We start from the raw sequence: 25,030 nt of genomic DNA, 5'->3' as shown, positions 1-25,030 counted from the left end.
GAGACGGGAGTATGGAGTGGAAGCTGTTCGCCGACCTCGCGGAAGTCGCCGGCTCGCGCACCGTTCGGGTCGACGTCGACGGCGACGCGACCGTCGGCGACGCGCTCGACGCCCTCGTCGGGGCGCATCCGGCGCTCGAATCGCGGGTGTTCGGTGACGACGGCGAACTGTACGACCACATCAACGTCCTCCGGAACGGCGAGGCGGCCGCGCTCGGCGAGGCGACCGCCGCCGGCGACGAACTCGCGCTGTTCCCGCCGGTCAGCGGCGGCTAGCGCGCGGTCGTCGCCCCGACGCGGCGACGGTCATCGGTTCTCGAAGCCTGACGGACGACCCGCGAGCGGCCGGTCCGTCAGTACGCGGGACGGGGGACGACAGCACGAGATGGAAGGGTGGGAGTAGAACAGCGGGACGGGAGAGAACTGGGTGAGATAGAACAGCGGGACGGGACGCGATAACGCGAGAGAGAACGGAACGGAGAGACGCGTCGCGGTCGGTCGCGAAGCGGGAAGGCGAGTTTCGAGTCCGAGTTACTCGCTCGGGCGCGGCAGCGCCGTAAACAGCGTCTCGACGATGGAGAAGGGGTCGTAGACGGACTGGTGACACTGGCAGTAGACGCCGTCTTCGCCGCCGAACGTGGCGGAGCTGGCCGCCTGCTTGTAGCCGGGGACACAGCAGAAGTGCGTACACTTGTTGAGCCACGCGATGACGCCCTGGTCCGTCGAGGCGGCGAGCCACTCGTTGTCCTGTGCGGCCTCCTCGATGCGCGTCGAACGGAGCACCTGAATCGGAATCGTGTCCTCGGTGTCCTGAGAGCGCCAGGTACCGGTCGCGGGCTGTCCGAGACCGGACTGTCCGATGCCGTTGCCCCACGACTCGTACTCGTCGAAGTCGTTGACGTTCAGGCGGTCGCCGGCGCTGTACGTCTCGGACTGCCAGTCGTAGGCCCCGTTGTCCGAGCGGAAGTAGTTGTCAGACTCGAACGACGGAGAGAGTGCCTCGTAGGACTGCACGCCGCAGTACTGGAACCAGTCCTGCGAGTAGGTGACGCCGGTTCCCTGGTAGTCCTCGGTGATGGCGAGTTCGACTTCCACACCGTTCTGGGTGACGGTCTGAACCTCGGGCCAGACGCCTCTGATGTAGCCCTCGTCGTCGATTTCAATCGGAATCTGTGGCATACCGCGCGGTGCGGGACCGCCGGTGTTCTCGATGGCGTACGCCTGCGTCGGACCGCCACCGGACCCGGTGGACGACGTTGCGCTGTTGACGGCGGCCGCGCCTGTCGTTCCCACGCCCGCGAGCGCCGCTCCCCCGACGACGCCCTTGACGAACCGACGGCGACCCGAATCGGCGGGGTACTTGTCGCTATCGCTCATACACTCACCTTCGACCCAGCCAGTAAAAGCGTGACGAATCAACCGTGTTAGTGCGCACGACGAACCGGCCGCCCGCGAGGGGGTGCGGCCGGCCGAGCGACCGAGTGAAAAACTGGACGAACCATTAGAAACGTTCGTTGAGGAATCGTCTCCGGGCAAATTTTCGGCGTTACTCGTGGCCTTTTAGAATGTGGTACTCGTATTCGAGTAGGATGCGATTGCACACCAGAGACGTGCGGCAAGACGTTCGCGAGCTGGGGGCGCTGCTCGGGGACGTGCTCGAAGCGCAGACGTCGACGGCGTCGTTCGAGACGGTCGAAGAGCTTCGACAGGCGGCCATCGCCTACCGGAAGGGCGAGTCCGGGTCGCGCGAGCGGCTCTACGACGTGGTCGGCGACCTCGAACCGGAGCGCGAGAGCGTCGTCGCCCGCGCGTTCACGACCTACTTCGAACTCATCAACCTCGCCGAGGAGCGCGAGCGCGTTCGCGTCATCCGCGAGGCGTCACAGGAGGGGACGCTCGAAGACGGCATCCTCGACACGCTCGACGCGCTGGACGACGAGGAGGTCGACGAGGAGCTTCTGGGACGGGTCCTCGAAGACGTGCTCATCGAGCCGACCTTTACGGCCCACCCGACCGAGGCCCGCCGGAAGACGGTGAAGTCGAAGCTCCGCTCCATCGCCAACCGGCTGGAGACGCTCGACGAGCGCCGCCTCACCGACCTCGAACACGACCAGGAGTGGCGGCACGTCGTCGCCGAGGTGACGAGCCTCTGGCAGACCTCGCAGGTCCGCGACCGCCGCCCGGAGCCGACCGACGAGGCCCGAAACGTCCAGTGGTACCTCGAAAACACGCTGTTCGACGTGGTCGGCGAGGTGTACGAGGAACTCGAAGAGGAGCTCCGCGCCGAGTACCCCGGCCTCGACGTGCCGAAGCTGTTCGAGTTCCGGTCGTGGGCCGGCTCCGACCGCGACGGCAACCCCTTCGTCACGCCCGAGGTGACCGAAGACACGCTCGAACGCCAGCGAAGCGTCGCCCTCGAAAAGTACAGCGACGCGCTCAAGCGTCTCTCCGGTGTGCTGAGCCAGGACGCGACGCGAATCGACCCCGGACACGAGCTCGAACGCTCGCTGAAGGCCGACCGCGAACACCTCCCCGTCGTCGCCGAGGAGGCCGACGAGCGCTACCCCAACGAGCCGTACCGCCAGAAGCTCAAGCTGATGCGCGAGCGGCTCCGCCGCGTCGAGGACGTCCGCCCGAACGGCTACGCCGACGCGAGCGAACTCATGGCCGACCTCGAGGTCGTCGACGCCAGCCTCCGGCGGACCGGCGCGGAGCAGGTCGCGGACGTGTACGTCGAGCCCCTGATGCGACAGGTCGACACGTTCGGCTTCACCCTCGCCAGCCTCGACCTCCGGGACCACCAGGAGAACCACACCGAGGCCGTCCACGAGGCGCTGGCCCACGAGGGTCTCGACTACTACGGCAGTTCCGAACAGGAGCGCGTCGAACTCCTCACGGACGCGATTCTCCAGGAGGAGCCGGTCGTCGACCTCGAAGACCCCGGCGACGTGTCCGAGACGGCCGAGCGCGTCCTCCGCCGCTTCCGCAAGCTCGGCGAGTGGCAGCGCGAGTACGGCGTCGGCGCTATCGACACCTACTGCATCTCGATGACCGAGGAGCCGTCGCACGTCCTCGAAGTGCTGTTCCTCGCCGACCAGGCGGGCGTCGTCTCCCTGCCCGACCACTGCGGCATCGACGTGGTCCCGCTCCTCGAAACCGAGTCGGCGCTCAACGGCGCGCGCCGCATCATGGGCACGCTGTTCGAGAACGAGGCCTACGGGACGGCGCTCGCCGCCCGCAACGACGTCCAGGAAATCATGCTGGGCTACTCCGACTCCAACAAGGAAAACGGCTTCCTCGCGGCCAACTGGGACCTCTACAAGAACCAGCGCCGCCTCGCGGACATCTGCGACGACTTCGACGTGACGATGCGGCTGTTCCACGGCCGCGGCGGCTCCATCTCCCGCGGCGGCGGCCCGATGAACGAGGCCATGCTCGCGCTCCCGAACGAGACCGTCACGGGGCAGATTAAGTTCACCGAACAGGGCGAGGCCATCGCCGAGAAGTACGCCAACCCGCGCATCGCGGAGCGGAACCTCGAACAGATGCTCAACGCCCAGATTCGCGCCCGCCTGCAAGCGATTCGGACGCCCGAGGAGGAAGTCCCCGACCGCTGGGTCGACGCCATGGACACCATGGCGGCCGCCGCGCGCGAGGAGTACCGCGACCTCCTCGAATCCGACGGCTTCGTCTCCTACTTCGAGCAGGCGACGCCCATCACCGTCATCGAGGAACTCAACCTCGGCTCCCGGCCGGCCTCCCGCTCCGACGAGCGCAGCGTCGAGGACCTGCGGGCCATCCCGTGGGTGTTCTCGTGGACCCAGTCGCGGTGTATCCTCCCCGGCTGGTACTCGCTGGCCGCCGGCGTCAACGCCTTCCTCGAAGACGGCGGCGACATGGACGACCTCCGCGAGATGTACGACGAGTGGGCGTTCTTCCGCAGCACGTTCGACAACGCCGCGATGGCGCTGGCGCGCACCGACCTCGAAATCGCCACGGAGTACGCGAACCTCGCCGACGAGGAGCTCCGCGAGGAGTTCTTCACCCGGCTCACCGAGGAGTACGAGGACGCCGCGGACCTCATGCTCGACATCAGCGAGCGCAGCAGCCTCCTGAAGCGCGAGTGGCTCGAAGAGAGCCTCCGCCGCCGCAACCCCTACGTCGACCCGCTGAACCTGTTGCAGACCCACCTGCTGTCGCAGACCCACCGGACCGACGAGGAAGAACGGACCCTGCGGCTCACCGTCAAAGGCATCGCCGCCGGGATGAAGAACACGGGATAACGCGACCGCGACGCCGACGCCCTCGGCCACCCGCCGAGGTCGACCCCGTCACCGTCGCCGCGCCGCCGGGACCGACTAGGCCCGACGGAGGTCGTACGGGTTCGAACAGACCGGACAGGTCTGCCGCGCGACGCGATACTCGCTTTTCAACCGCTGTCTGACGCCGTCGAAGTCGGCGTCGCCCTCGTATCTCGATTCCACTTGCTGTCCGCAGTGTGGGCACACCACCACCACCGTTGCCATATTCGACGGTACGGGCGAGTCAATCATATATGTTCACCCTGTTTGTGTCGGGGTCGCACGTCCCACTCAGCCGCGGCTGCCGGTGGCAACGAATACGAGACACAGGGCGGTCGAACACGGCGAAAACGAGGGTTTCGTCGGCACCGACGTCCGCCGGGTGCGGACCGGCTCAGCTCAGGCGTGATTCCACGGCGCTTCCTCGAAGTCGACGATGCGGTGGGTCGAATCGAGGTCGTCGATGGCGGCCACGTCCTCGTCGTCGAGGTCGAGGTCGAGCGCGGCGAAGTTGTCGCGGATGTGGTCGGGCGAGGCGGCCTTCGGGATGGGCGTCGCGCCCTTCTCGATGAGCCACGCGAGGGCGACCTGCGCGGGCGAGGCGTCGTGCTTCCCGGCGATGTCGACGATGACCTCCTCGTCAGCGACCTGATTGCGCGCGATGGGCGAGTAGGCGACCAGCCGGTGGTCGTGTTCGGCGGCGACCTCGCGGAGTTCGGTCTGCTGGAGCATCGGGTGCATCTCGACCTGATGAGCGAACACCGGCGCGTCGAGCGTCTCGATGGCCGATTCGAGCTGGTCGGGTCGGAAGTTGCTCAGGCCGACGTGGCCGATGACGCCGTCTTCGACGAGTTCGTCGAGGGCCGCGAGCGTCTCGTCTTCGTCGTAGCTGTCGATTGGCCAGTGGACGTACAGCAGGTCGATGGTGTCGACGCCGAGCTTGTCGGCGGACTCGCGGGCCGTCTCCAGCACGTCGTCGTAGCCGAGGTTGTCGGTGTCGAGCTTCGTCGCCACGAACACGTCGTCGACGTCCACGTCGGATTCGGCGAGGCCCTCACCGACGTACTCCTCGTTGTGGTACATCTGGGCCGTGTCGACGTGGCGGTAGCCAACGTCGAGGGCGGTCTTGACGGCCTCGACGCACTCGTCGCGGTCTTCGAGCTTGTACGTCCCGAAGCCGAGTCGCGGGAAGTCCTTCATGGGCGAACGATTGCGGGCTGACGAGTCAAATCCTGCGGTTGCGGAAGCCGTGGATACACTTACCACCGGCCCGCCAGTGGTTGGGGTATGCCCTCCGAGAAGGAGAAGATGCTCGCGGGCGACTCGTACGACGCGAGCGACCCGGAACTCGTCGCGGAGCGAAAGCGCGCGCGCCGGCTCACGCGCCGGTTCAACGACACCGACGAGACCCGAATCGAGCGCCGCGAGGAGCTGATTCGGGAGCTGTTCGGGGCGGTCGGCGAGTCGTTCGAAATCGAGCCGCCGTTCCGCTGCGATTACGGCTACAACGTCCGCGTCGGCGAGGAGTTCTTCGCCAACTTCGACTGCGTCTTCCTCGACGTGTGTCCCATCACCATCGGAGACAACTGCCAACTCGGGCCGGGCGTCCACGTCTACACGGCGACCCACCCGGTCGACGCCGCGGAGCGAATCAAAGGCCCTGAGTCGGGCGAGCCGGTGACAATCGGTGACAACGCGTGGCTCGGCGGCCGCGCGGTCGTCAACCCCGGCGTCACCATCGGTGACGACGCGGTGGTCGCCTCGGGCGCGGTCGTCACGGAGGACGTGCCCGACTCGGTGGTCGTCGGCGGCAACCCGGCGCGAGTCATTAAACGGCTGGACTGACCGGGCGCGCGCCGTCGCGTCGGCGTCGCCGCCGCGTCGCAGTCGCGCGATTCTCTCGGATTCGGGTGCGTGCGGTGCTCTGGCACACGATGTTCCCTCCGAAATGGTTTTGAAGTACGCTCGCACACGGTCAGTATGCCGACGGACGAATACGACCCAGAGATGGGGCGCAAGTTCATTTTCGTAACCGGGGGTGTCATGTCCGGCCTCGGGAAGGGTATCACGGCCGCGAGCACCGGCCGACTCCTGAAGAACGCCGGGTTCGACGTCACCGCGGTCAAGATAGACCCGTACCTGAACGTCGACGCCGGGACCATGAACCCCTACGAGCACGGGGAGGTGTACGTCCTGAAAGACGGCGCGGAAGTCGACCTCGACCTCGGGAACTACGAGCGGTTCCTGGGCGTCGACATGACCGCCGACCACAACATCACGACGGGCAAGACCTACCAGCACGTCATCCAGAAGGAGCGCGACGGCGACTACCTCGGGAAGACGGTCCAGATTATCCCGCACGTCACGGAGGACATCAAGCGCCGCATCCGCGAGGCGGCCGAGGGCACCGACGTGTGTATCGTCGAGGTCGGCGGCACCGTCGGTGACATCGAGTCGATGCCGTTCCTCGAATCGCTCCGCCAGTTCGCCTCCGAGGAGGAAGACGGCGACGTGCTTTTCACCCACGTCACGCTCGTCCCCTACTCGAAGAACGGCGAGCAGAAGACGAAGCCCACTCAGCACTCCGTCAAGGAGCTTCGGAGCATCGGCCTCCAGCCCGACATCCTCGTCGGCCGCGCCGACGACAAACTCGAACCGGCGACGAAGACCAAAATCGCGCAGTTCTGCGACGTGCCGGACGCCGCCGTGTTCTCCAACCCCGACGTGCCGGACATCTACCACGTCCCGCTGATGGTCGAAGAGGAGGGCCTCGACGAGTACGTCATGGAGCGGCTCGGCATCGCCGACGAGGCGCTACCGAAGGCAGAGCGCGACAACCGCTGGCGCGAACTCGTCACGGCCGACCGAACCGGCTCGGTCGACATCGCGCTCGTCGGCAAGTACGCCCTCGAAGACGCCTACATGTCCATCCACGAGGCGCTCAAGCACGCGGGCATCGAGTGCGGCGTCGACGTGAACATCCTCTGGGTCGACTCCGACGAGATGCTCGACAAGCACGAAGAGCGCCTGAAGGACGCCGACGGCGTCGTCGTCCCCGGCGGCTTCGGCTCCCGCGGGACCGGCGGCAAAATCGAGGCCATCCGCTACGCCCGCGAGAACGACGTGCCCTTCCTCGGGCTGTGTCTGGGCTTCCAGATGGCCGTCGTCGAGCAGGCCCGGAACGTCCTCGGCCACGAGGAGGCCCACTCGGCCGAACTCGACCCCGAGACGCCCTACCCGGTCATCGACCTCCTGCCGGAGCAGTACGAGGTCGACGAGATGGGCGGCACGATGCGCCTCGGCGCGCACGACACCGACATCGACGCCGGAACGCTCGCGGAGGCGGTGTACGGCGACACCTCCTGTACGGAGCGCCACCGCCACCGCTACGAGGTGAACCCCGAACTCATCGACGAACTCGAATCCGAGGGGCTCCGCTTCTCCGGCCGTGCCGAAAACCGCATGGAGATTCTCGAACTGACCGACCACCCGTTCTTCTTCGGGACGCAGTTCCACCCCGAGTTCCGCTCCCGACCCGACCGCGCGAGCCCGCCGTTCCTCGGCTTCCTCCGCGCGGTCCTCGGCGACCTCGACGCGCGCGAACTCGGCAACGAAGAGGTGACAGCATAATGGTAAACGTAGACGAATTCATCGAAGACGCGACCGCATCGATTCGCGACCAAATCGGCGACGAACACGCCATCATCGCCCTCTCGGGCGGCGTGGACTCCTCCGTCGCCGCGACGCTCGCCTACGAGGCCGTCGGCGAGCAACTCACCCCGGTCTACGTCGACACCGGCCTGATGCGCAAAGGCGAGACCGAGCAGATTGCGGACACGTTCTCCTTCATGGAGAGCCTCCGCGTCGTCGACGCCCGGGACCGATTCTTTGACGCCCTCGAAGGCGTCGTCGACCCCGAGGAAAAGCGCAAGGTCATCGGCGAGCAGTTCATCCGCGAGTTCGAGCGCGAGGCCAAAGAGACCGACGCCCAGTACCTCGTGCAGGGGACCATCTACCCCGACCGCATCGAGTCCGAGGGCAACATCAAGTCCCACCACAACGTCGGCGGCCTGCCGGACGTGGTGGACTTCGAGGGCATCGTCGAACCCGTCCGCGACCTCTACAAAGACGAGGTCCGCGAGGTCGCCCGCGCGCTCGGCCTCGAATCCATCATCGCCGAGCGGATGCCGTTCCCGGGGCCGGGGCTGGCGGTCCGCGTCCTCGGCGAAGTCACGCCCGAGAAGGTGCAGGTCGCCCGCGACGCGTGTCACGTCGTCGAAGACGAGACCGAAAAGCACGACCCGTGGCAGGCGTTCGCCGCCGTCATCGGCAAGGGCACCGGCGTCAAGGGTGACAACCGCGTCCACGGCTGGATCGTCTCCGTGCGCTCCGTGGAGTCGCGCGACGGCATGACCGCCCGCGCGCAGGAACTGCCGTGGGACACCCTCCAGCGCATCCAGTCGCGCATCACCGGGACGAACGAGAACGTCGCCCGCGTCGTCTACGACGTGACCCACAAACCGCCGGCGACCATCGAGTACGAATGACGACGGCAGTCGTCGCGGGGGCGGACCCCGACGGACTCGGTGAAGCGCTCGAAGACGAGGGCGCGACGGTCGTCCGCGTCGCCGGCATCGCCTCCGCCGACTCCCTCGGCGAGGCCGGCATCGAGGACGCCGACCTGCTCGTGCTCACCGACATGGACGACGCGACGGCCATCGCGGTGGCCAAAGAGCAGAACCCCGACGTGCGCGTCGTGACCTACGCCTACGACACCCTTCCGGAGTTCGCCAAGGGACAGGCCGACCTCGCCATCGACCCGAACCTGCTCGCGGTCGACGTGGTCGCCGAAGAACTCGTCTGAGACGGTCTGGGATTCCTGACCGTCTCGGTGCGCAGACTTTCTTTCAATATTCTAGTTGTGCAAATATTGATATCGTCACGGTCCTTCATGATGGTTGCAGATGTCGTCCCTCTCCCGACGAACGATGCTGAAGAGCCTCGGCGCAACCGGCCTCCTGCTCGCAGGCGGCGCGACGACCGCGGCGGCACGCCCCGGCGGCGTCGCCGCGGGTGACGCGCGGTTCCGAGTCGGCCACTTCTCGCCCGACGCGCCCCCCGTAGACGTGTACGTGAACGGCGACCCCTTCCCCGGCTTGCAGGGCGTCCCGTTCGGCGTGCTCTCCGACTACTTCACCGCCCCCGCGGGGACGTATCAGGTCGAGGTGACACCCGCGGGCGACGCCTCGACGGTGGTCATCGACGCCGAGGTCACGCTCCGGCGCAACCGCGATTACACCGTCGCGGCGACGGACGTGCTCGACGCTATCACGCCCGTCGTGCTCACGGACACGAACCGCCCGGCACCGTACGGCAAGGCCAGCGTCCGCGTCGTGCACTTCTCGCCCGACGCGCCCGAGGTCGACATCGTCGTCAAAGACGGCCCGACGCTGTTCTCGGGACTGGCGTTCGGTGACGTTTCGCAGTACGAGACGGTGCCCGCCGGGACGTACGACCTCCAGGTCGTCCTGTCGTCGAACGGGGCGGTCGTGCTCGACCTCCCCGGGACGACGCTCCCCGGCGGCCGGACCATCTCGGTGTTCGCCATCGGGTTCGCCACCGGCGGGTCGCCCGGCTTCAGCGTTCTGCCCGTGGTGGACGCCGTCTCGCCCGCTCGCAAGCCCAAGCCACCGTCCGGCGGCGACGTCTGTCGCGTGGGCTGAGTCGATACCGGTCGCCGCCCGCCGCGAGAGTCGAAACCGCCCGACTGCGGCGGGTGACTCCGGCCCGCGTTGCCATGGTCGAAACCCCCTTTTGGCGTCCCCGCCGATAGCCGGTGACATGGTTCGGGTCTCGACCGGCGCGCGCATCCACTTCGGTTTCCTCAATCTGAGCCTCGCCCGCGACCGCCTCTACGGCGGCGTCGGCGTCGCGCTCGACGAGCCGCGGGTAGTCGTCGCCGCCGAGCCCGCCGCCGACGTTCGGTGTCGCTACCCCGCCGCCCGCGAGTACGCCGAGCAGGCGGTCGACCTCCTCGGCGTCGAGGGCGTCGACGTGTCGGTCGAGCGTACCCTGCCGCGACACGCCGGCCTCGGCAGCGGGACGCAGCTCGCGCTCGCGGTGTTGCGGTCGGTCGCGGCCGCCACCGACCGCGAGGCCGACGTACGCCGACTCGCCCCCGAGATGGGTCGCGGCGGGCGCTCCGGCGTCGGCGTCGCCACGTTCGAAGCCGGCGGGGCCGTCCTCGACGCGGGCCACCCGACCGCGCGCTTCACCACCGACAGACCGGAAGACGGCTCGTGGTCGGTGCCGGCGGTCGCCGCCCGACACCAGGTGCCCGACCGCTGGCGGTTCCTGCTCGTCGTCCCCGACGCCGACCCCGGCCGCAACGGCGCGGCCGAGGAGTCGAGCATGCGCTCCGTCGTCGAGCGCGCGGACGCCCAGACCGGCGACCGAATCGCCGGCATCGTCACCCGGCGACTCCTCCCGGCGCTCGCCGAGGGGTCCGCCGAACGCTTCGGCGAGGCCGTCGAGTCCGTCGGCCGGCTCAACGGGACGTGGTACGCCGACGAGCAAGGCGGCGTCTACCGGCCGCCGGTCGGTGCGCTCGTCTCGTCGCTGTCGGAGTCGCCCGTCGTCTACGGCGCGGGCCAGTCGTCGTGGGGGCCGACCGTCTACGGCGTGACCGACGCCGACCACGTCGACGAGGCGGTCGAGGCGGGGCGCGCCGCGCTGTCCGACGCCGACATCGAGGGCACCGTCTCGGTCGCCCGCGGGCGGAACCGCGGCGCGAGCGTCGAGTGACGGGGCGGCGCGACAGGCGGCAGGGCGGCGGCATCCGGGTCGCGCTCCCCGAAACGCCTAACCGACGCGGCCGAGTCGGCTTCGGTATGTCTCAAATCCCCTTCGGCGTCCCCCGCCTCGACAGCATCATCGGCGGCGGCGCACCCCCGGGGAACGTCGTGCTCCTCGCGGGGGAGTCCGGCGCGGGCGCTCGGGAGTTCCTCTACACGAGCGCGACGATGAACGCCCTCTCGCACACCGACGAGGAGCTGTTCGACCTCCACTACGGCTCGCTCGCGGACACCGCGACGCCGCCGCCGGAGATTCACTACGTCTCGTTTACCGCCGGCGAGGAGTACCTGCGCCGCGAGATGGGGTACACGATGGACGACGAGGTCGTCGAGTCCGCGGTCGAACACATCGAGTTTCACGACCTCTCGCCGGAGTACTTCCAGCTCAGCCCGATTCCGCGCGAGTGGTATCTCGGCCAGCCGACGAAGTTAGAGGACCTCGGCCACCGACACAACCGCGAATCCGTGTTGGGCGCGCTGGGGAGCACCCTGAGCGAACACGCCGCCGGCAACCTCGTCGTCATCGACTCCCTGACCGACCTCGTGGCGAGCCAGTCCGACGAGATGACGTGGTCGGACATCGCCATGGTCATCAAGGGGCTGGAGAAGGCCTCCTACCAGTGGGGCGGGCTCATCCTCGTGCTCGTGAGCACCGAAGCGCTCTCGAAGACCGAACTCGGCGTCCTCAAGGGCGCGACCGGCGGGACGCTGCTGTTCGAGTGGGAGTCCGGCGGGTCGAAGCGCGCGCGGACGATGGTCGTCCAAGAGTTCCGCGGCGTGCTCGCCCGACTGGAGAGCGAGAACATCGTGCAGTTCGAGACCGAAATCAACGAAAGCGGCCTCGACGTGAGCGACGTGCGGAAGATTCGCTGAGCGACCCGCCGCGACGGGGACGCGATGAACTGTCGAGAATTCGGGGATAGTTCTTAAGTCCACAGGGACAAAGAGGGGACGAAGATGCAAGGGGAAGACCGGGCGTCGCTCCCAGACGACCTCCGCACGTGGGTCGAAGCGCGCGCCGACGAGGAGGGCGTCGACCCGGAGACGGTGCTCGCGCGGGCCCTCGGGACCTACCGGCTCGCCGTGAGCGACGCGGGCGAATCGCTCGACGGCGACGCGACGGTCCCCGAACGCCTCGACGGGGTCGAAGGGCGCGTCGAGGCGCTCGAAGGCGAACTGGACGAGAAAATATCCGACGTGCGGACGCGCGTCGTGCAGGTCAAACGCGAGACCGACGAGAAAGCGCCGCGCGACCACGCACACCCGGAGTTGGACGCCGAACTCGACCGACTGGCCGACGACGTGCACGCGACCCGAAACCGCATGGCCGACCTCGACGAGCGGGTCGACGCCGGCTTCGAGAACTTCGAGGAGATTCTCACCTATCTCGACGAGACGACCGCGACGGTCGACGAGAACCTTCGGACGGTCGCGCGGACGCTGTTGGACCTCCGCGCGAGGGCGGCGGACCTCGAAGCCGCCGAGCGCGAACGGACGGCGCTCTCGGAACTCCTCCGGACTGCGAACGCGACCGGAGAGAAGAAAGCCCGGTGCGAAGACTGCGGCGAGACCGTCCACCTGGACCTGCTCTCCGAGCCCCGGTGTCCGTCGTGTCGGACCCCCTTCCGCGACCTGTCGTCGTCGCCCGGCTTCTTCGGCTCGGCGACGCTCCACACCGGTCGCCCCCCCGCGCTGGAGTCGGCCGATTCGGCCCGCGCGACCGACGCGGTCGAAGACCTGCTCGACGAGGCGCCCACCGGCGTGGTCGACGACGACCCCGCGACCGGCGGCGCGACCGACCGCGACCGACCCGCCGCTCCCCGAGAGGAGGAGTCGCCCCAGCAGGGCGCTGCGGCGGGGAGCGAACACGGTGACGACTGACACCCCACGAGGACGATGACCGACGACAACGACACGGACGACGCGGCGAGAGACGAGCCGTTCACCCTCGGTGACCGCGACGACGGACGACCCGAGCGCTCCGACCCGACAGACGACGCCTCCGACGCCGAGAACACCCCGGGGGAGGACCGTGACGGCCGCGACGACGATTCGGCCCCGCTTTCGGACCTCGCGGGCCGCGTGGCCGAGCGTCGCACCCGCTCGCACGTCTCCGACCAGGGCGACGACGTGGACGAACTGTTCGAGTCGGTCGAAGTCGGAGAACTCGACCGCGACGACGTGTGGACGTCGCTCGTCGAGGGCGGCGACGACGTGGAAGCGGAGGGCGTCGGCGTCGGCGCCGAGGCCACCCCGGTCGACGACGGCGAGGGCGTCGCGGACCACGTCGTCCCCAAGACCGAGTTCTGCCAGCGCTGCGAGCACTTCGCCGCGCCGCCGGAACTCGCGTGCCACCACGAGGGGACGACTATCGTCGAACTCGAAGACAGCGACCACTTCCGGGTGCGGAACTGCCCGATGGTCGAGCGAGACGACTGACGGCGGTCGCGCGGCGGGCCGGCTCTGACTCTCCCGACGGCGCGGAGTGACAGCTTCTTTGCCCTCGGTCCGCTACCGGCGGGTATGCAGTTCTGCGACGAGTGCGGTTCGATGATGGTGAGCCAGAACGGCGCGATGACCTGCACGAACGACGACTGCGGGGGGACCGCCGAGCGCGACGAAGAACTCGCGGCGGAGTTCGTCTCCACCGAGGCGCAGTCGGGCGACGAACTCATCGAGACCGAAGAGGGCGCTGAGTTCGAGGGCAAGCCGACCGCGAAAGACGTTCACTGCGACGAGTGCGGCCACACGAAGGCGTGGTACACCATCAAGCAGACCGGGTCGGCCGACGAACCGCCGACGCGATTCTTTAAATGTCAGGAGTGCGGGTATCGGTGGCGGGAGTACAACTGAGAGACTGACAACCCCTCTTTCTCCCCGCTCAGGAACCAAGTCCCGAGAGCCGAATCACCCGTCTCCCAACTCCTCGGCCGTCACCGCACCCGGCCCCTCCTCACGCTCGTCTTCCGAATCGCTCGCGAGCGCGTAGCCGTAGGGGACGAGCAACAGGCTCCCGAACCAGCCGACGACGAGTCCGAGCGTGCCGAAAATCGTGCCGACGAGGCCGATTGCGACGGCGTCGGCCGCGACGACGACGGCGGCGAGCGCGACGCTCCAGCCGACGAGCGACTTCCACGACCCGCGACGGATGCAGAAGCCGGCGAACAGGCCGAAGGCGGTCACGACGCCGATGCCGGGGATGAGGACGTAGCGCATGCCGAGCGACCCCGTGTTGGTGAGCGTCGTCCCCAGCCACATGGCGGCGAGCGTGCCGGGGACGACCAGGACGGCGGTTCGGCGGTCCAGCGGGCGGGCGCGGCGTCGAACCCGGAACGCGCCGAGGAGGCCGAGGCCCGCGACGGTGTACGCCCAGCCGATGGGGTTGAACAGGAACCCGCCGACGAGGGCGAGGAAGTTCCCGAGAATCTCGCCCTCGTTCGCCGGGTGAACGAGGTAGTGCGCGCCGCCGCGCTCGTAGACGCCGGGCACGACGAAGGTGCTGTTGGTGACGGTGCCGCCGTCGATGGCTTCGCGCACGTCGGCGCTGGCGTTCGCGGCGGGCGACGACGCCCCGGCGGCGACGGTCTCCCAGTCGGTCGGGTCGAGTTCGATGGTCGCGCGAACCGGGTCGCCCGAGACGTTCAGCGAGAACCGATAGTACCGGCCGTCGTAGACCGCGAAATCGGCGTCTTCGTTCACGTCCGAGAGAGTCATGTACGCCTCGGGTTCGATGTCGCCGTCGTACCGGCCGGTCCGGGCGGCGGTGGCGACCGGCTCGCGGAGCTGCGGCGTCTCGTTCACCGTCGCGGCGAGGTTGACCACGTCGGCGTCGTAGGAGGCGACGAGGCCGGGCGGCGAGTCGGCGGTCACTTCCTCGGCTTCGTACGTCGATTCGAGCGACGAGGTGGAGGTGGCGACGGCGAACGACTGGCTCAGCGCGATGCCGACGAGGAGAAGGGCGACGACGGCGGCGAGTCGCTTGCGAGGGACCATAATCCCGGCTTCGGAGCCGAGCCAAAAATGTCGTTCGGTCGAATTTTCGTCGGGCGGTTCGTCGCAGGTCGCTGACGGCGGCGGCGACCCGGTCGCTCGCTTCCGTTCTCACTCGACGCCGAGGTTCGATACGAGGAAGTCAGCGACGGCGGCCGCGACCTTGTCCTCCTGCCCGACGAAGAAGTGGTCGGCCGCGAACTCGACGACCGGCTGGTGGTACTCGCGGGCGCGCTCGACGACGGGCTTCCAGTCAGCGATGTCGTCGCGGGTGCCGTAGACGACCTGCACGGGGACGGGGATGCGGTCGAAGGCGGCGACCGCGTCGAGGTCGTCGGCGAGTCGCCCGGCGGGGCCGAGCGCGGAGACGGCTCCCACGTCAGCCCCCTCGGCGGCCGCGAGGAGCGCCATCGCGCCGCCGAACGAGAAGCCGAACAGGCCCACGCGGTCGTAGCGCTCCGCGGCCCACTCGACCGCCCGAAGGGTGTCGGCGCGCTCGCCGTAGCCCTCGTCCCACGCGCCGTAGTCAAACCGGAGGCAGTCCACGCCGCGGGCGGTGAGCGCGTCGCTGACGGCGACGAGGCGGGCGTCGCCGCGGTGACCCTGCTGTTGCGGATGGGGCGGGCAGGCGATGACGACCGCGTCGCGTCCGGCCGCCGCGTCGGCGGTATCGCCAGTCTCGTCCGCGTCGTCGATACCGTCGCCGCGGGCGCGGTCGAGGGTCGCCCGCACGTCGCGGCCGCCGGGCACGAGAATCGTCTCGGTCATAGGGACAGGTTGCGCTGGTGAGGTTTTAAGCCGAACGTCGCGTAGTAATGGAGTATGGGAATTCTCTCTCGCACGTCGTACGTCATCCGGTCGAAGATAAACTCCCTCCTCAACCGTGCGGAGGACCCGACGGAGACGCTCGACTACTCCTACGAGAAGATGCGCGACGAGCTACAACAGGTCAAACAGGGTATCGCCGACCTGACCACCCAGAAGAAGCGACTGGAGATACAGAAGCGTCGCCTCGAAGAGAACGTCGAAAAGCACAACGACCAAGCCCGCGAGGCCGTCCAGCAGGACCGCGAGGACCTCGCCCGCAAGGCGCTCGAAAAGAAGCAGGCCAAGATGAGCCAAATCGAGGAGCTGGAGACGCAAATCGCCAGCTTGCAGGAGACGCAGGACCAACTCGTCAACAAGAAGGACGAGCTCCAGAGCCGCATCGAGGAGTTCCGCACGAAAAAGGAGACGATGAAGGCCCGCTACGAGGCCGCCGAGGCGTCGAGCCGCGTCTCCGAGGCGATGACCGGCGTCGGCGACGAGATGGCCGACGTGGGGCGCGCGCTCGAACGCGCCGAGGAGCAGACCGACGAGATGGAGGCCCGCTCGGCCGCGATGGACGAACTCATGGACTCCGGCGCGTTCGACGACGCGCTGTCGGACAAGGACTCCATCGAGCGCGAACTCGAAGCCGGCCGCACCAGCGCCGAAGTCGACACCGAACTGGAGACGCTCAAGGCCGAGATGGGCAAGTCCTCCGGGTCGTCGTCGAGCGAGAGCGCGAGCGCGAGCGACGCCGACGTGGATGTCGAAACCGACGTGGCCGACGAAGAGGTCGAAGCCGAACTCGAAGAGCTGAAGAACGAAGACGACTCCTCGTCCTCCTGAGCGCGCCCGCCCGAACCGACGCCGTGCAGTCCCCCGCGGCCCACCCGCTCCCGCGACTCGCCCGCCAGTACGCACTTGACCCCACCCCGCGATAGCTTCGGTCATGTCGAACACCGGCGGGCCGTCGGCCGGCGAGCCCGACGACACGATGCGAGAGCGCGGGACGACGAGCCGCGCGAAGCTCCGCGCCCTCCTCGACGCGGACCGCCGCGTCGTCGCCGCGGCCCCGCTCGTCGTCGTCTTTGGTAGCGTCGTCGTCCTCGGCCAACTGGACCCGACCCCGCTCCGGGTCGCCGTCGAGTCGTCGGACCCAATCGAGACGCTCGCGCAGGGGCTTCTCACCGCGATTATCACTGGCGTCACGCTCGTCGTCACCATCAATCAGCTCGTGCTCTCGCGGGAACTCGGCCCGCTGGGCGACCAGCGCGACCGGATGGAGGGGTCGATGCGCTTCCGCGAGGACGTGGCCGACCTGCTGGACGCGCCGGTCGCGCCGCCGGAGCCGTCGGCGTTCCTGCGCGCGCTGGCTGAGGGCATCGCGTCGCGGGCGCGGGCGGTCGAAGACACGCTCGATGCGGGTGGGAACGGGGACGCCGGCGAGAGCGACGACGCGGCCGCGAGCGACGCCGATAGCGACCCGACGACCCGCGTCCGCGAGTTCGCAAGGGAGGTCGAGTCGAACGCCGAGGCGGTCGCCGGGCGGCTGGAGGGCCGGCAGTTCGGGACGTTCGCGGTGCTGTCGGCGGCGCTGGACCTCAACTACTCGTGGAAAATCTATCAGGCGGCGCGGCTCCGCCGCGTCCACGACGCCGACCTCTCGGCGGAGACGAAGACCGCGCTGTCGGAGCTCCGCGACGCGCTCGAACTGTTCGGTCCCGCCCGCGAGCACGTCAAGACGCTCTACTTCCGGTGGGAACTGGTCGACCTCTCGCGGACGATGTTCTACGCGGCGGTCCCCGCGCTCGTGGCGAGCATCGGCGCGATTCTCTTTCTCGACGACCCGACGACGATTACGGGCGCGACGCTCGGCGTGTCGAACCTGCTTCTCACCGTGGCGTTCGTGGTGGCCGTCTCGCTTTCGCCCTTCGCGGTGCTCGCGTCCGCGGTCCTCCGCATCTCGACGGTCGCAAAACGGACGCTCTCCATCGGGCCGTTCGTGCTCCGGTCGGAGACCCGCGAAGACGACCTCGACTGGGAGTCCTGACGGGGACCGAGTCCCGAATCGGCGTCGGTGGGTGTCGCCGCGTTACCGCATCTGCGTCACCGCGCCCGCCTTACCGACGCTGCGCGCCGGTTCCCGGTCGGTCGAGCGCGTCGAGGTCGATTTCGCCGTTCGGCATCGGGACGCCCTCGTAGGGGTCGTCCGCGAGGAGGAGCGAGCCGTCGAGGTCGGCGTAGTCGAGCAGCGGCGCGAGGTGACAGCCCGCCGCGATGGCGGCGTTCGACTCTATCATGCAGCCGAGCATGACCTCCAGCCCGTGGGCGCGGGCGGCGTGGATGGCGCGTTTCGCCTCCGTGAGGCCGCCGCACTTCATCAGCTTGAGGTTCGCGATATCGACGCGGTCAGCGATGCGCGGGATGTCGTCGGCGGTGATGCAGGACTCGTCGGCCGCGATGGGGAGCGCGCCGCGGTCGTAGACGAACTTCAGGCCCTCGTGGTCCTCGGCGGGGACCGGCTGTTCGACGAACTCGACGCCGTGGTCTGCGAGGAACTCGGTCATCTCGACGGCCTCGCGGGGCGTCCACGCCTCGTTGGCGTCGACGCGGATGGTCACGCCGGGAGCCTCGTCGCGGACGGCCTCGATGATAGCTCTGTCGCGGTCGGTGCCGAGTTTGACCTTGAGCACGTCGTAGCCGGCCTCGTAGGCCTCCGCGGTCTTCTCGCGCATCGTGTCGAGGTCGTCGAGACCGACGGTGTACGACGAGGTGGGCGTCCGCGAGGGGTCGAGCCCCCAGAGGCGGTACAGCGGGACGCCGAGGCGCTTGGCCGCGAGGTCGTGCAGCGCGATGCTCACGGCGGTCCGCGCGGCCGGGTTGCGGCGGACCGTCTCGGCCATCTCGCGCTCGATGCGGTCGATGGCGTGGGCGTCGCCGACCGCCTCGACCACCGAGAGCAGGTCGGGAAGCACGGCCTCGACGGTGTCGGCGGTCTCGCCGTAGTGCGACGACGGGGCGGCCGCGCCGACGCCCGTCATGCCCCCTTCGTCCTCGATGCGGACGACGACGTTCTCGGCCTCGGTCTGGACGCCGCGGGCGATGCCGAACGGCTCCGCGAGCGACATCGAGACGCGTTCGAACTCGGTCGCGAGCATCTAGAACACCTCGTCGATGAGGTCGGCCGAGCCGAAGCGGACGGGGTCGACCGCGGGGACGCCGAGTTCGTCCGCGAAGGCGTCGACGGCCTCGGCCGCCTCCACGTCGTCGTCGACGTGGGAGGTGTTGAGCATCCCGGCGACCACGTCGGCCTCGTGGACCGGGGCGGCGAGGTTCTCGTACAGCGAGACGTACTCCGAGAGGTCGGGCAGGGCGAACTCCTCGTAGCCGTGAATCGCCTCGCGGGTGGCCTCGTGACAGAGCACGAGCTTGTCGGCCATCGACCCGTGGAGGATGCCGCAGGTGACCGCGGAGTACGCCGGGTGGACGATGCTCCCCTGGCCCTCGACGAACAGCACGTCGTGTTCGTCGCCTTTCTCCAGAATCATCTCCTCGACCGCGCCGGCGGTGAAGTCGCTGACGACGCGGTCGACGGGGTTGCCCCAGCCCGCAATCATGATGCCGGTCTGGCCGGTCGGGATGAAGCCCGCGTCGATGCCGCGCTCGCGGGCGGCCTCGACGAGTTCGAGCGTCGCGGTCATCTTGCCGACCGAGCAGTCGGTGCCGACCGTGAGGACGACTTCGGCGTCCACGTCGGCGGATTTCCCCTGCGCGACGCCGAGGTCGTCGTGGGGCTTGCGAACGTCGTTGATGTCGCAGCCGTGTTCGTCGGCGAGGCGGGCGAACTCCTCGTCTTCGGCGAGGAAGTAGTGGAGGCCGGAGATGAGGTCACAGCCGCGTTCGAGGGCGGTGCGAACGTCGTCGCGCCACGTCTCGTCGAACGCGCCGCCGATGGGCGAGATGCCGACGAGGAGGGCGTCGGCGTCGGGCGCGTCGGCCATCGATGCGACGACGGGCACGTCCGGGAGGTCGCGGCGGTGGTCGGCGGCGGAGGTGCCGGGGTTGTCGCGGTCGAGGACGGCCACCACGTCGTAGTCGGCGTACTTCAGGACGCCCGTGGCGGTCTTCGCGCGGTCGGGGAACTTCTCGTGTGCGAGGACGGCGACTCGCTGTGGGTCGTTCATACAGGGTGTCACTACGTGCCACCCTAAAAGGGGAGGCGATTCGGCGGCGGCTGCCGGGTCGCGCCGCCGAGTCGTCCGCGTGTCTTCGGGTATTCTCTGGAGAACATCCGCGGCGTCGCCGCCGGCTCAGAGCCGGTAGAGCCGCGTGGTCCAGAACTCTCTGGACGCCTCCGTGAGCGCCGTCTCGGGGTCGCCGCTGGCGTCGACGGTCGCGGTCAGCGCGGCTCGGTCGCGGAACTCACCGAGGACGGTTCGCTCGCCGAGCACGACGAGGTCGGCGTCGTCGCCGGCTCTCTCGCCCGCGCCGGACCCGCCGCCGAGGAACTCGTCGAGCGCCTCGTGACAGCGGTCGATGTGGTCGTCGATTTGGCCCTCGCGGATGCGCTCGAACCGCCCCTGCGAGAACCCGCCTTTCGAGTGGGCGGACTTCACGTCGCTCTCGAAGCCCTCGACGAATTCGAGGTCGCCGTCCTCGTAGCGGCCGAGGGCGAACAGGTCGCCGCGGACGAGCGCGACGGCGGTGGTCTCGGTCGGGTGGAACCACGCCGGGTCGAGGTCGAATCCGTCGCTCCAGCGGTCGAAGTCGTCGGGCTGGCGGGGCGGCGAGAGCGCGACGCTCACTACTCCGGCGTCGTCGGTGAGCGCGACGCAGGGCGCGGCCCGGCGGACGAGCGGGGCGCGGCCGCCGAACGCGGACTCGGCGGCCGCGGGGAGCGAGCGGTCGTCGGAGACGGCGGCGGTGAGCGCGCCCTCCTCGTCGGTCGAAAGCGAGTCGAGGCGCGACAGCACCTCGCGGAGGCGGTCGCCGCGGAGGTCCTCGGTCCCGCGGAAGTCCAGCGAGTCGTCGTCGCCCGAGAGGCGCTCCACGCGGTCTTCGAGTTCGGTGATGCGGTCTTCGAGGCGGTTGACCTCCGCCTCGGCTTCCTGTCGCGCGCGGGCCGCCTCCGCTCGCCGCTCGGACTCGCCCTCCAGACGCCCGGCTAACGCGTCGCGTTCGTCTTCCAACTCGGCGATGCGCGCTTTGAGTTCGGCTCGACCCAACAACTCGTCCAGCATACACGGACGCGTGCGGGCCGACCACTTGAGCGTTCGGACGCGGGGACGGGGCGCGCGGCGGGCGTTCCGCCAGCGCGACGACGGCGGCGGAGCGACTCAGGCCAGCCTGTCGTCGGGTCGGTCGGGGCCGGAGCCGCCGGGGCCGCCGGGTGCGAGGTCGTCGGGGTCGTAGCCGGCGTACCGGAGCAACTCGGCGGCTCGCGGGGCGTCGGCGAGAAGCACCGGTCGGTCGTCCGGGAGCGCGTCGGAGTCCACGGCGTCTCGGGGGAGCGCGAGCGTCCCCGAGGGAACGCCGTCGTCGCCGACGACCGGGAAGTGGGCCGTGTCGAGTTTCATCACGAGCGGGTAATCGACTCGCTCGACGCCGCGGCCGTCCGTGTAGACGCACTCGTTGAGTCGCTCGTGTTCCGTTCGGTGAATCGCCGCCTCGGCCCCGTCGTACGGTTCGACGTACAACCGACCGAGGAAGTAACTGCTGGAGAAGCGTTCGAACATCTGTGCGTGTGAATGTCAACCACGAACAGTGATAAGCCTTGTCGGAACCATTTATATCGACACGCAATTCCACCGCCGAGACTCGGGGACGGCAGTCGGCATCGGCAGACGAGAACGCGGCTCGCGTGGGAGAGAGCCGGTCGCGAAAACGGGCCGGTTACGGGGGTCTTACTCGTCGCCGCGGGTCGCCGCGGTCATCGACCAGACGGCGACGAGGCCGAGCGCGAGCGCCGGGAGCATCGGCAGGGCCAGCATGGCCGCGAGGTACGGTAGGCCGGCCATCGCCGGCAGCGACGGCACGAGGTACACCGCGCCGGGGATGACGAGGAAACAGAGCGCGACGACGCCGACGAGCACCCAGCCGCGACTTCCGAAGCCGGTCGCTTCCGGCTCCGAGCCGTCGCCGCCGACCGCGGGGCCGTCCGGCCGGTGGACGTAGGTGTCGGACTCGGCGGTCGCGTCCTCCTGAGCCGTGGTGTCAGAGCTCACTGTCTGGGATTACGACCACCTTGCCAAAGCCCTGTCGCTCCTCGATGAGTTCGTGCGCGCGGTCGATTTCGCTCATGGGGAGCGTCTCGCGGATGCGGGGTTCGAAGGTGCCGTCCCAGACGAGGTCGAGCACCTCGTCGGCCTCGCCGGGCGTCGCCATCGTCGAGCCGATGACCGAAAGCTGGTTCCAGAAGATGTAGTTGAGCCCCGCGCCCGGGTCGGGGCCGGTGGTCGCTCCGCAGGTGACGACGCGGCCGCCCTTGACGAGGCTCTTGAGCGACTGCTTGTAGGTGGCCTCGCCGATGTGGTCGACGACCATGTCGACGCCGCGGCCGTCCGTGAGCGTCTGAATCTCCTTCGAGAAGTCGTCTTCCTCGTAGTTGATGACGTGGTCCGCGCCGCACTCCTCGGCGTACTCCAGTTTCTCGTCGGTGGAGGCGGTGGCGTACACCTCAGCGCCCGCGTAGTCGGCGATTTGGACGGCCGCGTGGCCGACGCCGCCGGACGCGCCGAGGACGAGCACTTTCTCGCCGGGGCGGAGTTCGCCGCGGTCGACGAGCATCCGCCACGCGGTCTGGAAGACGAGCGACGCGGAGCCGGCGACCTCCCACGGCACGCCCTCGGGGACGGGCACGAGGTTCTCCTCGGGAATCGCCGCAAACTCGGCGTGGACGCCGCGGACGTGTTCACCGATGATGTGGAAGTCCGGCGCGAGCGTCGGGTCGCCCTTCCGGGAGAACTCGTCGCCGCCGCCGGCGACGCCCGCGATGAGTGCGACGCGGTCGCCCGCCTCGAACCGGGTCACGCGCTCGCCGACCTCGGTGACGACGCCGGCCATGTCGCTGCCGGGGATGTGCGGCATCTCCAACTCGACGCCCGGAAGCCCCCGTCGCGTCCAGATGTCGAGGTGATTGAGCGACGCCGCCTTCACGTCGACGAGGACCTCGTCGGGGTCGACCCCCGGCTCCGGGAAGTCGCCGTATTCGAGGACGCCTCGGTCGCCGTGTTCCGTGAATTGGACCGCTTTCATCTCGACCCGACCGAGGATGGGCAGGAACTAAAGTGTGTTTTTACGCCAATCGTCTTTCCTCTTGTTCGACAACCGACGAACCCTCGTGGATTCAAATCATATCGGTGCGAAGATATATACGGCACAGGGTTCCCAACACAGTCGAGTTCGACAGTCACGCGCGCCGACATCTACACCGGCGACCCGTACAGGTGGTGGTCGACAGCCGTCCGACTCGTTGGAAGGAGTATCAGGTACGTGAACGGAGACGAGACTTCAGCACAGCTTTCGCACCTCCTCGTGAGGCGGTCGTCGTTCATCCGGACGCTCGCGGAGCGACCGCGAGACAAGCGCGGCCTCGCGGACGACCTCGACACCTCGCGGTCGACGGTCGACCGCGTCGTCCGCGAACTGCTCGACGCCGGCCTCGCCGAGCGCGCCGAGGGTCGGTATCGGCTGACCTGCGTCGGCCGGTGCGCGCTCGGTGCGTACGACGAGTGTCTCGACTCGCTCCGCGGCGTCCGCGCGGCGCGGGACCTCCTGTCGATGCTGCCGGCCGACGCGCCGCTCGACCCCGCGTTCCTGACGGGCGCGACGGTCCACACGTCGACGCCGGACATCCCGGACAGCGCGATTCAGGAGCTGTTTTCGAGCGTCGAGGACGCGGAGCGAGTCTACGGCGTCGCCCCGGTCGCGCTCGTCGGCCAACTTCGCCCGTTCTACGAGACCGCCACCGAGGGCGGGACGGTCGTCGAGATGGTTATCGCCGACGAGCTGTTCGACCGGCTCGCCGCCGCCCCGGACTCGCACGCGGTCATCGCAGACCAGCTCCGACACGACTCGGTGACGCTCTACCGCGGGGAGGTCCCGTTCCGGTTCGGTCTCTGGGTGACCGAAGCGGAGGCGGGACTCGTCGTCTACACCGACACGGGCGTCGGCGGAGTCGCCCGCAACGACACCGAAGCCGCCGTCCAGTGGGCCACAGCGCAGTTCGAAGCGCTCCGCGAGAACGCGGACCGCCTGACGCTCGACTCGCTCGACGAAGTCACAGACGACGGGTGAGCCGCGCCCTCCGAAGCGGGGTGTCCGTGAACCGGCGGCCGCAGACAGACGACCGCCGGGCGACGCGGGAATTTTATCGCCAGACGACGAAGCCGCGGCCGTGAGCGACCACGACCAGCACCACGGGGCCGACGACCACGGCCGCGACCAGCACCACGGCGAGGGGGACGGCGACGACGACCACGGCCATCACCACCACGACGACGACCACGGCCACAGCCACGACCATCACCACCACGACGTCGACGACCTCGAAGCGGCGGTGCTGACGATTTCCTCGACCCGCGACGTTGACGACGACCCCGCGGGCGACGCGATAGCGGAACTGCTCCACGAGGCGGGCCACTCGGTGTCGGTCCGTCGGGTCGTCGACGACGACTACGACGAGATACAGACCGCGGTCGCGCGGATGGCCGACCGCGGCGACGTCGACGTGACGGTCACGACCGGCGGAACGGGCGTCACGCCCGACGACCGAACCGTCGAGGCGGCGACGCAGTTGTTCGAGAAGACGCTCCCCGGCTTCGGTGAACTGTTCCGGCGGCTCTCGTACGACGACATCGGAACCAAGGTCGTCGGCACCCGAGCCACCGCGGGCGTCGTCGACGAGATGCCGACGTTCTGTCTGCCGGGGAGCGAGAACGCCGCCCGACTCGGGACCGCGGAGATAATCGTCCCGGAAGCGCCGCATCTCACCGGACTGGCGCGGCGCGACGCGGAGTAGGAAAACGCCCACAGAATCGGGGGTCGTCGGGCGAATCCGACTGCAACGTCTGCCCAGTCG

Annotated in this window: 27 protein-coding genes; 16 read left to right on the top strand and 11 right to left on the bottom strand. The window is 68.8% G+C overall.

What is annotated here, in order from left to right; all coding sequences use genetic code 11:
- Window positions 1–11: 11 nt before the first annotated feature.
- A complete protein-coding gene (gene samp1 / locus DEQ67_RS10160) occupies window positions 12–275 on the top strand; it encodes a ubiquitin-like modifier protein SAMP1 (RefSeq protein WP_004042720.1) in 264 nt (87 codons plus the stop codon).
- 255 nt (window positions 276–530) lie between these two features.
- Here the strand turns inward: samp1 and DEQ67_RS10155 are convergent, their stop codons facing one another.
- A complete protein-coding gene (locus DEQ67_RS10155; RefSeq protein ID WP_004062363.1) occupies window positions 531–1,376 on the bottom strand; it encodes a cytochrome bc1 complex Rieske iron-sulfur protein in 846 nt (281 codons plus the stop codon).
- Window positions 1,377–1,588: 212 nt separating this feature from the next.
- On the opposite strand from DEQ67_RS10155, the gene ppc reads away from it, so the two are divergent.
- Entirely contained in the window at window positions 1,589–4,282 is a 2,694-nt protein-coding gene (ppc, locus tag DEQ67_RS10150) for a phosphoenolpyruvate carboxylase (RefSeq protein ID WP_004062362.1), read from the top strand.
- 75 nt (window positions 4,283–4,357) lie between these two features.
- Here ppc and DEQ67_RS10145 read toward each other — a convergent pair whose 3' ends face one another.
- Together DEQ67_RS10145 and DEQ67_RS10140 are read right to left on the bottom strand one after the other, a co-directional pair.
- Window positions 4,358–4,525 (bottom strand): hypothetical protein, encoded by a 168-nt coding sequence (locus DEQ67_RS10145; protein ID WP_155821702.1) that lies wholly within the window; start codon window positions 4,523–4,525, stop codon window positions 4,358–4,360.
- Between the two features lie 174 nt (window positions 4,526–4,699).
- On the bottom strand, window positions 4,700–5,500 hold the full coding sequence (locus DEQ67_RS10140; RefSeq protein WP_115802852.1) for an aldo/keto reductase: 801 nt from the start codon (window positions 5,498–5,500) through the stop codon (window positions 4,700–4,702).
- An 87-nt stretch (window positions 5,501–5,587) separates the two neighbouring features.
- On the opposite strand from DEQ67_RS10140, the gene DEQ67_RS10135 reads away from it, so the two are divergent.
- From DEQ67_RS10135 to DEQ67_RS10090, 10 genes are all read left to right on the top strand, one after another.
- Window positions 5,588–6,145, top strand: a complete 558-nt coding sequence (locus tag DEQ67_RS10135; RefSeq protein WP_115802851.1) for a sugar O-acetyltransferase — start codon at window positions 5,588–5,590, stop codon at window positions 6,143–6,145.
- Window positions 6,146–6,280: 135 nt separating this feature from the next.
- A complete protein-coding gene (pyrG, locus tag DEQ67_RS10130; RefSeq protein WP_004062357.1) occupies window positions 6,281–7,930 on the top strand; it encodes a glutamine hydrolyzing CTP synthase in 1,650 nt (549 codons plus the stop codon).
- Window positions 7,930–8,847 carry a glutamine-hydrolyzing GMP synthase gene (gene guaA, locus DEQ67_RS10125; RefSeq protein WP_004042733.1) on the top strand — a complete coding sequence of 306 codons (918 nt, stop codon included), beginning with the start codon at window positions 7,930–7,932 and terminating at the stop codon, window positions 8,845–8,847. The genes pyrG and guaA overlap by 1 nt, the downstream gene beginning before the upstream one ends.
- Complete coding sequence (locus tag DEQ67_RS10120; RefSeq protein WP_006601476.1) at window positions 8,844–9,164, top strand: DUF7126 family protein; 321 nt, start codon at window positions 8,844–8,846, stop codon at window positions 9,162–9,164. The genes guaA and DEQ67_RS10120 overlap by 4 nt, the downstream gene beginning before the upstream one ends.
- A 124-nt stretch (window positions 9,165–9,288) precedes the next feature.
- Complete coding sequence (locus tag DEQ67_RS10115; RefSeq protein WP_115861886.1) at window positions 9,289–10,023, top strand: DUF4397 domain-containing protein; 735 nt, start codon at window positions 9,289–9,291, stop codon at window positions 10,021–10,023.
- A 118-nt stretch (window positions 10,024–10,141) separates the two neighbouring features.
- Window positions 10,142–11,104: a beta-ribofuranosylaminobenzene 5'-phosphate synthase family protein gene (locus DEQ67_RS10110; protein WP_115861803.1), complete on the top strand. Its 963-nt coding sequence runs from the start codon at window positions 10,142–10,144 to the stop codon at window positions 11,102–11,104.
- A gap of 86 nt (window positions 11,105–11,190) precedes the next feature.
- Window positions 11,191–12,027, top strand: a complete 837-nt coding sequence (locus tag DEQ67_RS10105; protein ID WP_004062353.1) for an RAD55 family ATPase — start codon at window positions 11,191–11,193, stop codon at window positions 12,025–12,027.
- An 84-nt stretch (window positions 12,028–12,111) separates the two neighbouring features.
- Window positions 12,112–13,035: a hypothetical protein gene (locus tag DEQ67_RS10100; protein ID WP_115802848.1), complete on the top strand. Its 924-nt coding sequence runs from the start codon at window positions 12,112–12,114 to the stop codon at window positions 13,033–13,035.
- Window positions 13,036–13,050: 15 nt separating this feature from the next.
- On the top strand, window positions 13,051–13,593 hold the full coding sequence (locus DEQ67_RS10095) for a hypothetical protein (protein ID WP_115861799.1): 543 nt from the start codon (window positions 13,051–13,053) through the stop codon (window positions 13,591–13,593).
- A gap of 84 nt (window positions 13,594–13,677) precedes the next feature.
- On the top strand, window positions 13,678–14,007 hold the full coding sequence (locus DEQ67_RS10090; protein ID WP_004062350.1) for a transcription factor S: 330 nt from the start codon (window positions 13,678–13,680) through the stop codon (window positions 14,005–14,007).
- 54 nt (window positions 14,008–14,061) lie between these two features.
- Here the strand turns inward: DEQ67_RS10090 and DEQ67_RS10085 are convergent, their stop codons facing one another.
- Both DEQ67_RS10085 and DEQ67_RS10080 read right to left on the bottom strand, forming a co-directional pair.
- On the bottom strand, window positions 14,062–15,147 hold the full coding sequence (locus DEQ67_RS10085) for a hypothetical protein (protein WP_115861797.1): 1,086 nt from the start codon (window positions 15,145–15,147) through the stop codon (window positions 14,062–14,064).
- 108 nt (window positions 15,148–15,255) lie between these two features.
- Window positions 15,256–15,912 carry a dienelactone hydrolase family protein gene (locus DEQ67_RS10080; RefSeq protein WP_006601481.1) on the bottom strand — a complete coding sequence of 219 codons (657 nt, stop codon included), beginning with the start codon at window positions 15,910–15,912 and terminating at the stop codon, window positions 15,256–15,258.
- Between the two features lie 54 nt (window positions 15,913–15,966).
- Here DEQ67_RS10080 and DEQ67_RS10075 point away from each other — a divergent pair, with 54 nt between their 5' ends.
- Together DEQ67_RS10075 and DEQ67_RS10070 are read left to right on the top strand one after the other, a co-directional pair.
- Window positions 15,967–16,797: a PspA/IM30 family protein gene (locus DEQ67_RS10075; protein ID WP_115802844.1), complete on the top strand. Its 831-nt coding sequence runs from the start codon at window positions 15,967–15,969 to the stop codon at window positions 16,795–16,797.
- A gap of 103 nt (window positions 16,798–16,900) precedes the next feature.
- Entirely contained in the window at window positions 16,901–18,001 is a 1,101-nt protein-coding gene (locus DEQ67_RS10070; RefSeq protein ID WP_115802843.1) for a hypothetical protein, read from the top strand.
- Between the two features lie 70 nt (window positions 18,002–18,071).
- On the opposite strand, the gene DEQ67_RS10065 is transcribed toward DEQ67_RS10070, so the two are convergent.
- The 6 genes from DEQ67_RS10065 to DEQ67_RS10040 form a co-directional block, all read right to left on the bottom strand.
- On the bottom strand, window positions 18,072–19,109 hold the full coding sequence (locus DEQ67_RS10065; RefSeq protein WP_115802842.1) for a dipeptide epimerase: 1,038 nt from the start codon (window positions 19,107–19,109) through the stop codon (window positions 18,072–18,074).
- Window positions 19,110–20,135, bottom strand: coding sequence for a DUF1611 domain-containing protein (locus tag DEQ67_RS10060; RefSeq protein ID WP_004062342.1), 1,026 nt, complete (start codon window positions 20,133–20,135; stop codon window positions 19,110–19,112).
- A gap of 126 nt (window positions 20,136–20,261) precedes the next feature.
- Window positions 20,262–21,191, bottom strand: coding sequence for a Vms1/Ankzf1 family peptidyl-tRNA hydrolase (locus DEQ67_RS10055; RefSeq protein WP_004062340.1), 930 nt, complete (start codon window positions 21,189–21,191; stop codon window positions 20,262–20,264).
- 96 nt (window positions 21,192–21,287) lie between these two features.
- On the bottom strand, window positions 21,288–21,686 hold the full coding sequence (locus DEQ67_RS10050) for a DUF5802 family protein (protein ID WP_004062338.1): 399 nt from the start codon (window positions 21,684–21,686) through the stop codon (window positions 21,288–21,290).
- Window positions 21,687–21,854: 168 nt separating this feature from the next.
- Window positions 21,855–22,175, bottom strand: coding sequence for a hypothetical protein (locus tag DEQ67_RS10045; protein WP_115891491.1), 321 nt, complete (start codon window positions 22,173–22,175; stop codon window positions 21,855–21,857).
- Window positions 22,165–23,205 carry a zinc-binding dehydrogenase gene (locus DEQ67_RS10040; protein ID WP_115861793.1) on the bottom strand — a complete coding sequence of 347 codons (1,041 nt, stop codon included), beginning with the start codon at window positions 23,203–23,205 and terminating at the stop codon, window positions 22,165–22,167. The genes DEQ67_RS10045 and DEQ67_RS10040 overlap by 11 nt, the downstream gene beginning before the upstream one ends.
- Window positions 23,206–23,442: 237 nt before the next feature.
- Here DEQ67_RS10040 and DEQ67_RS10035 point away from each other — a divergent pair, with 237 nt between their 5' ends.
- Together DEQ67_RS10035 and DEQ67_RS10030 are read left to right on the top strand one after the other, a co-directional pair.
- A complete protein-coding gene (locus tag DEQ67_RS10035; protein WP_115861791.1) occupies window positions 23,443–24,246 on the top strand; it encodes a helix-turn-helix transcriptional regulator in 804 nt (267 codons plus the stop codon).
- Window positions 24,247–24,346: 100 nt separating this feature from the next.
- Window positions 24,347–24,970: a MogA/MoaB family molybdenum cofactor biosynthesis protein gene (locus DEQ67_RS10030; protein WP_008607243.1), complete on the top strand. Its 624-nt coding sequence runs from the start codon at window positions 24,347–24,349 to the stop codon at window positions 24,968–24,970.
- Window positions 24,971–25,030 lie beyond the last annotated feature (60 nt).

The organism is Haloferax sp. Atlit-48N (genome assembly GCF_003383015.2).
GTDB lineage: Archaea > Halobacteriota > Halobacteria > Halobacteriales > Haloferacaceae > Haloferax > Haloferax volcanii.
Note: the sequence above shows the minus strand (reverse complement) of the source record. Positions and strands in the feature narration are given on the sequence as shown.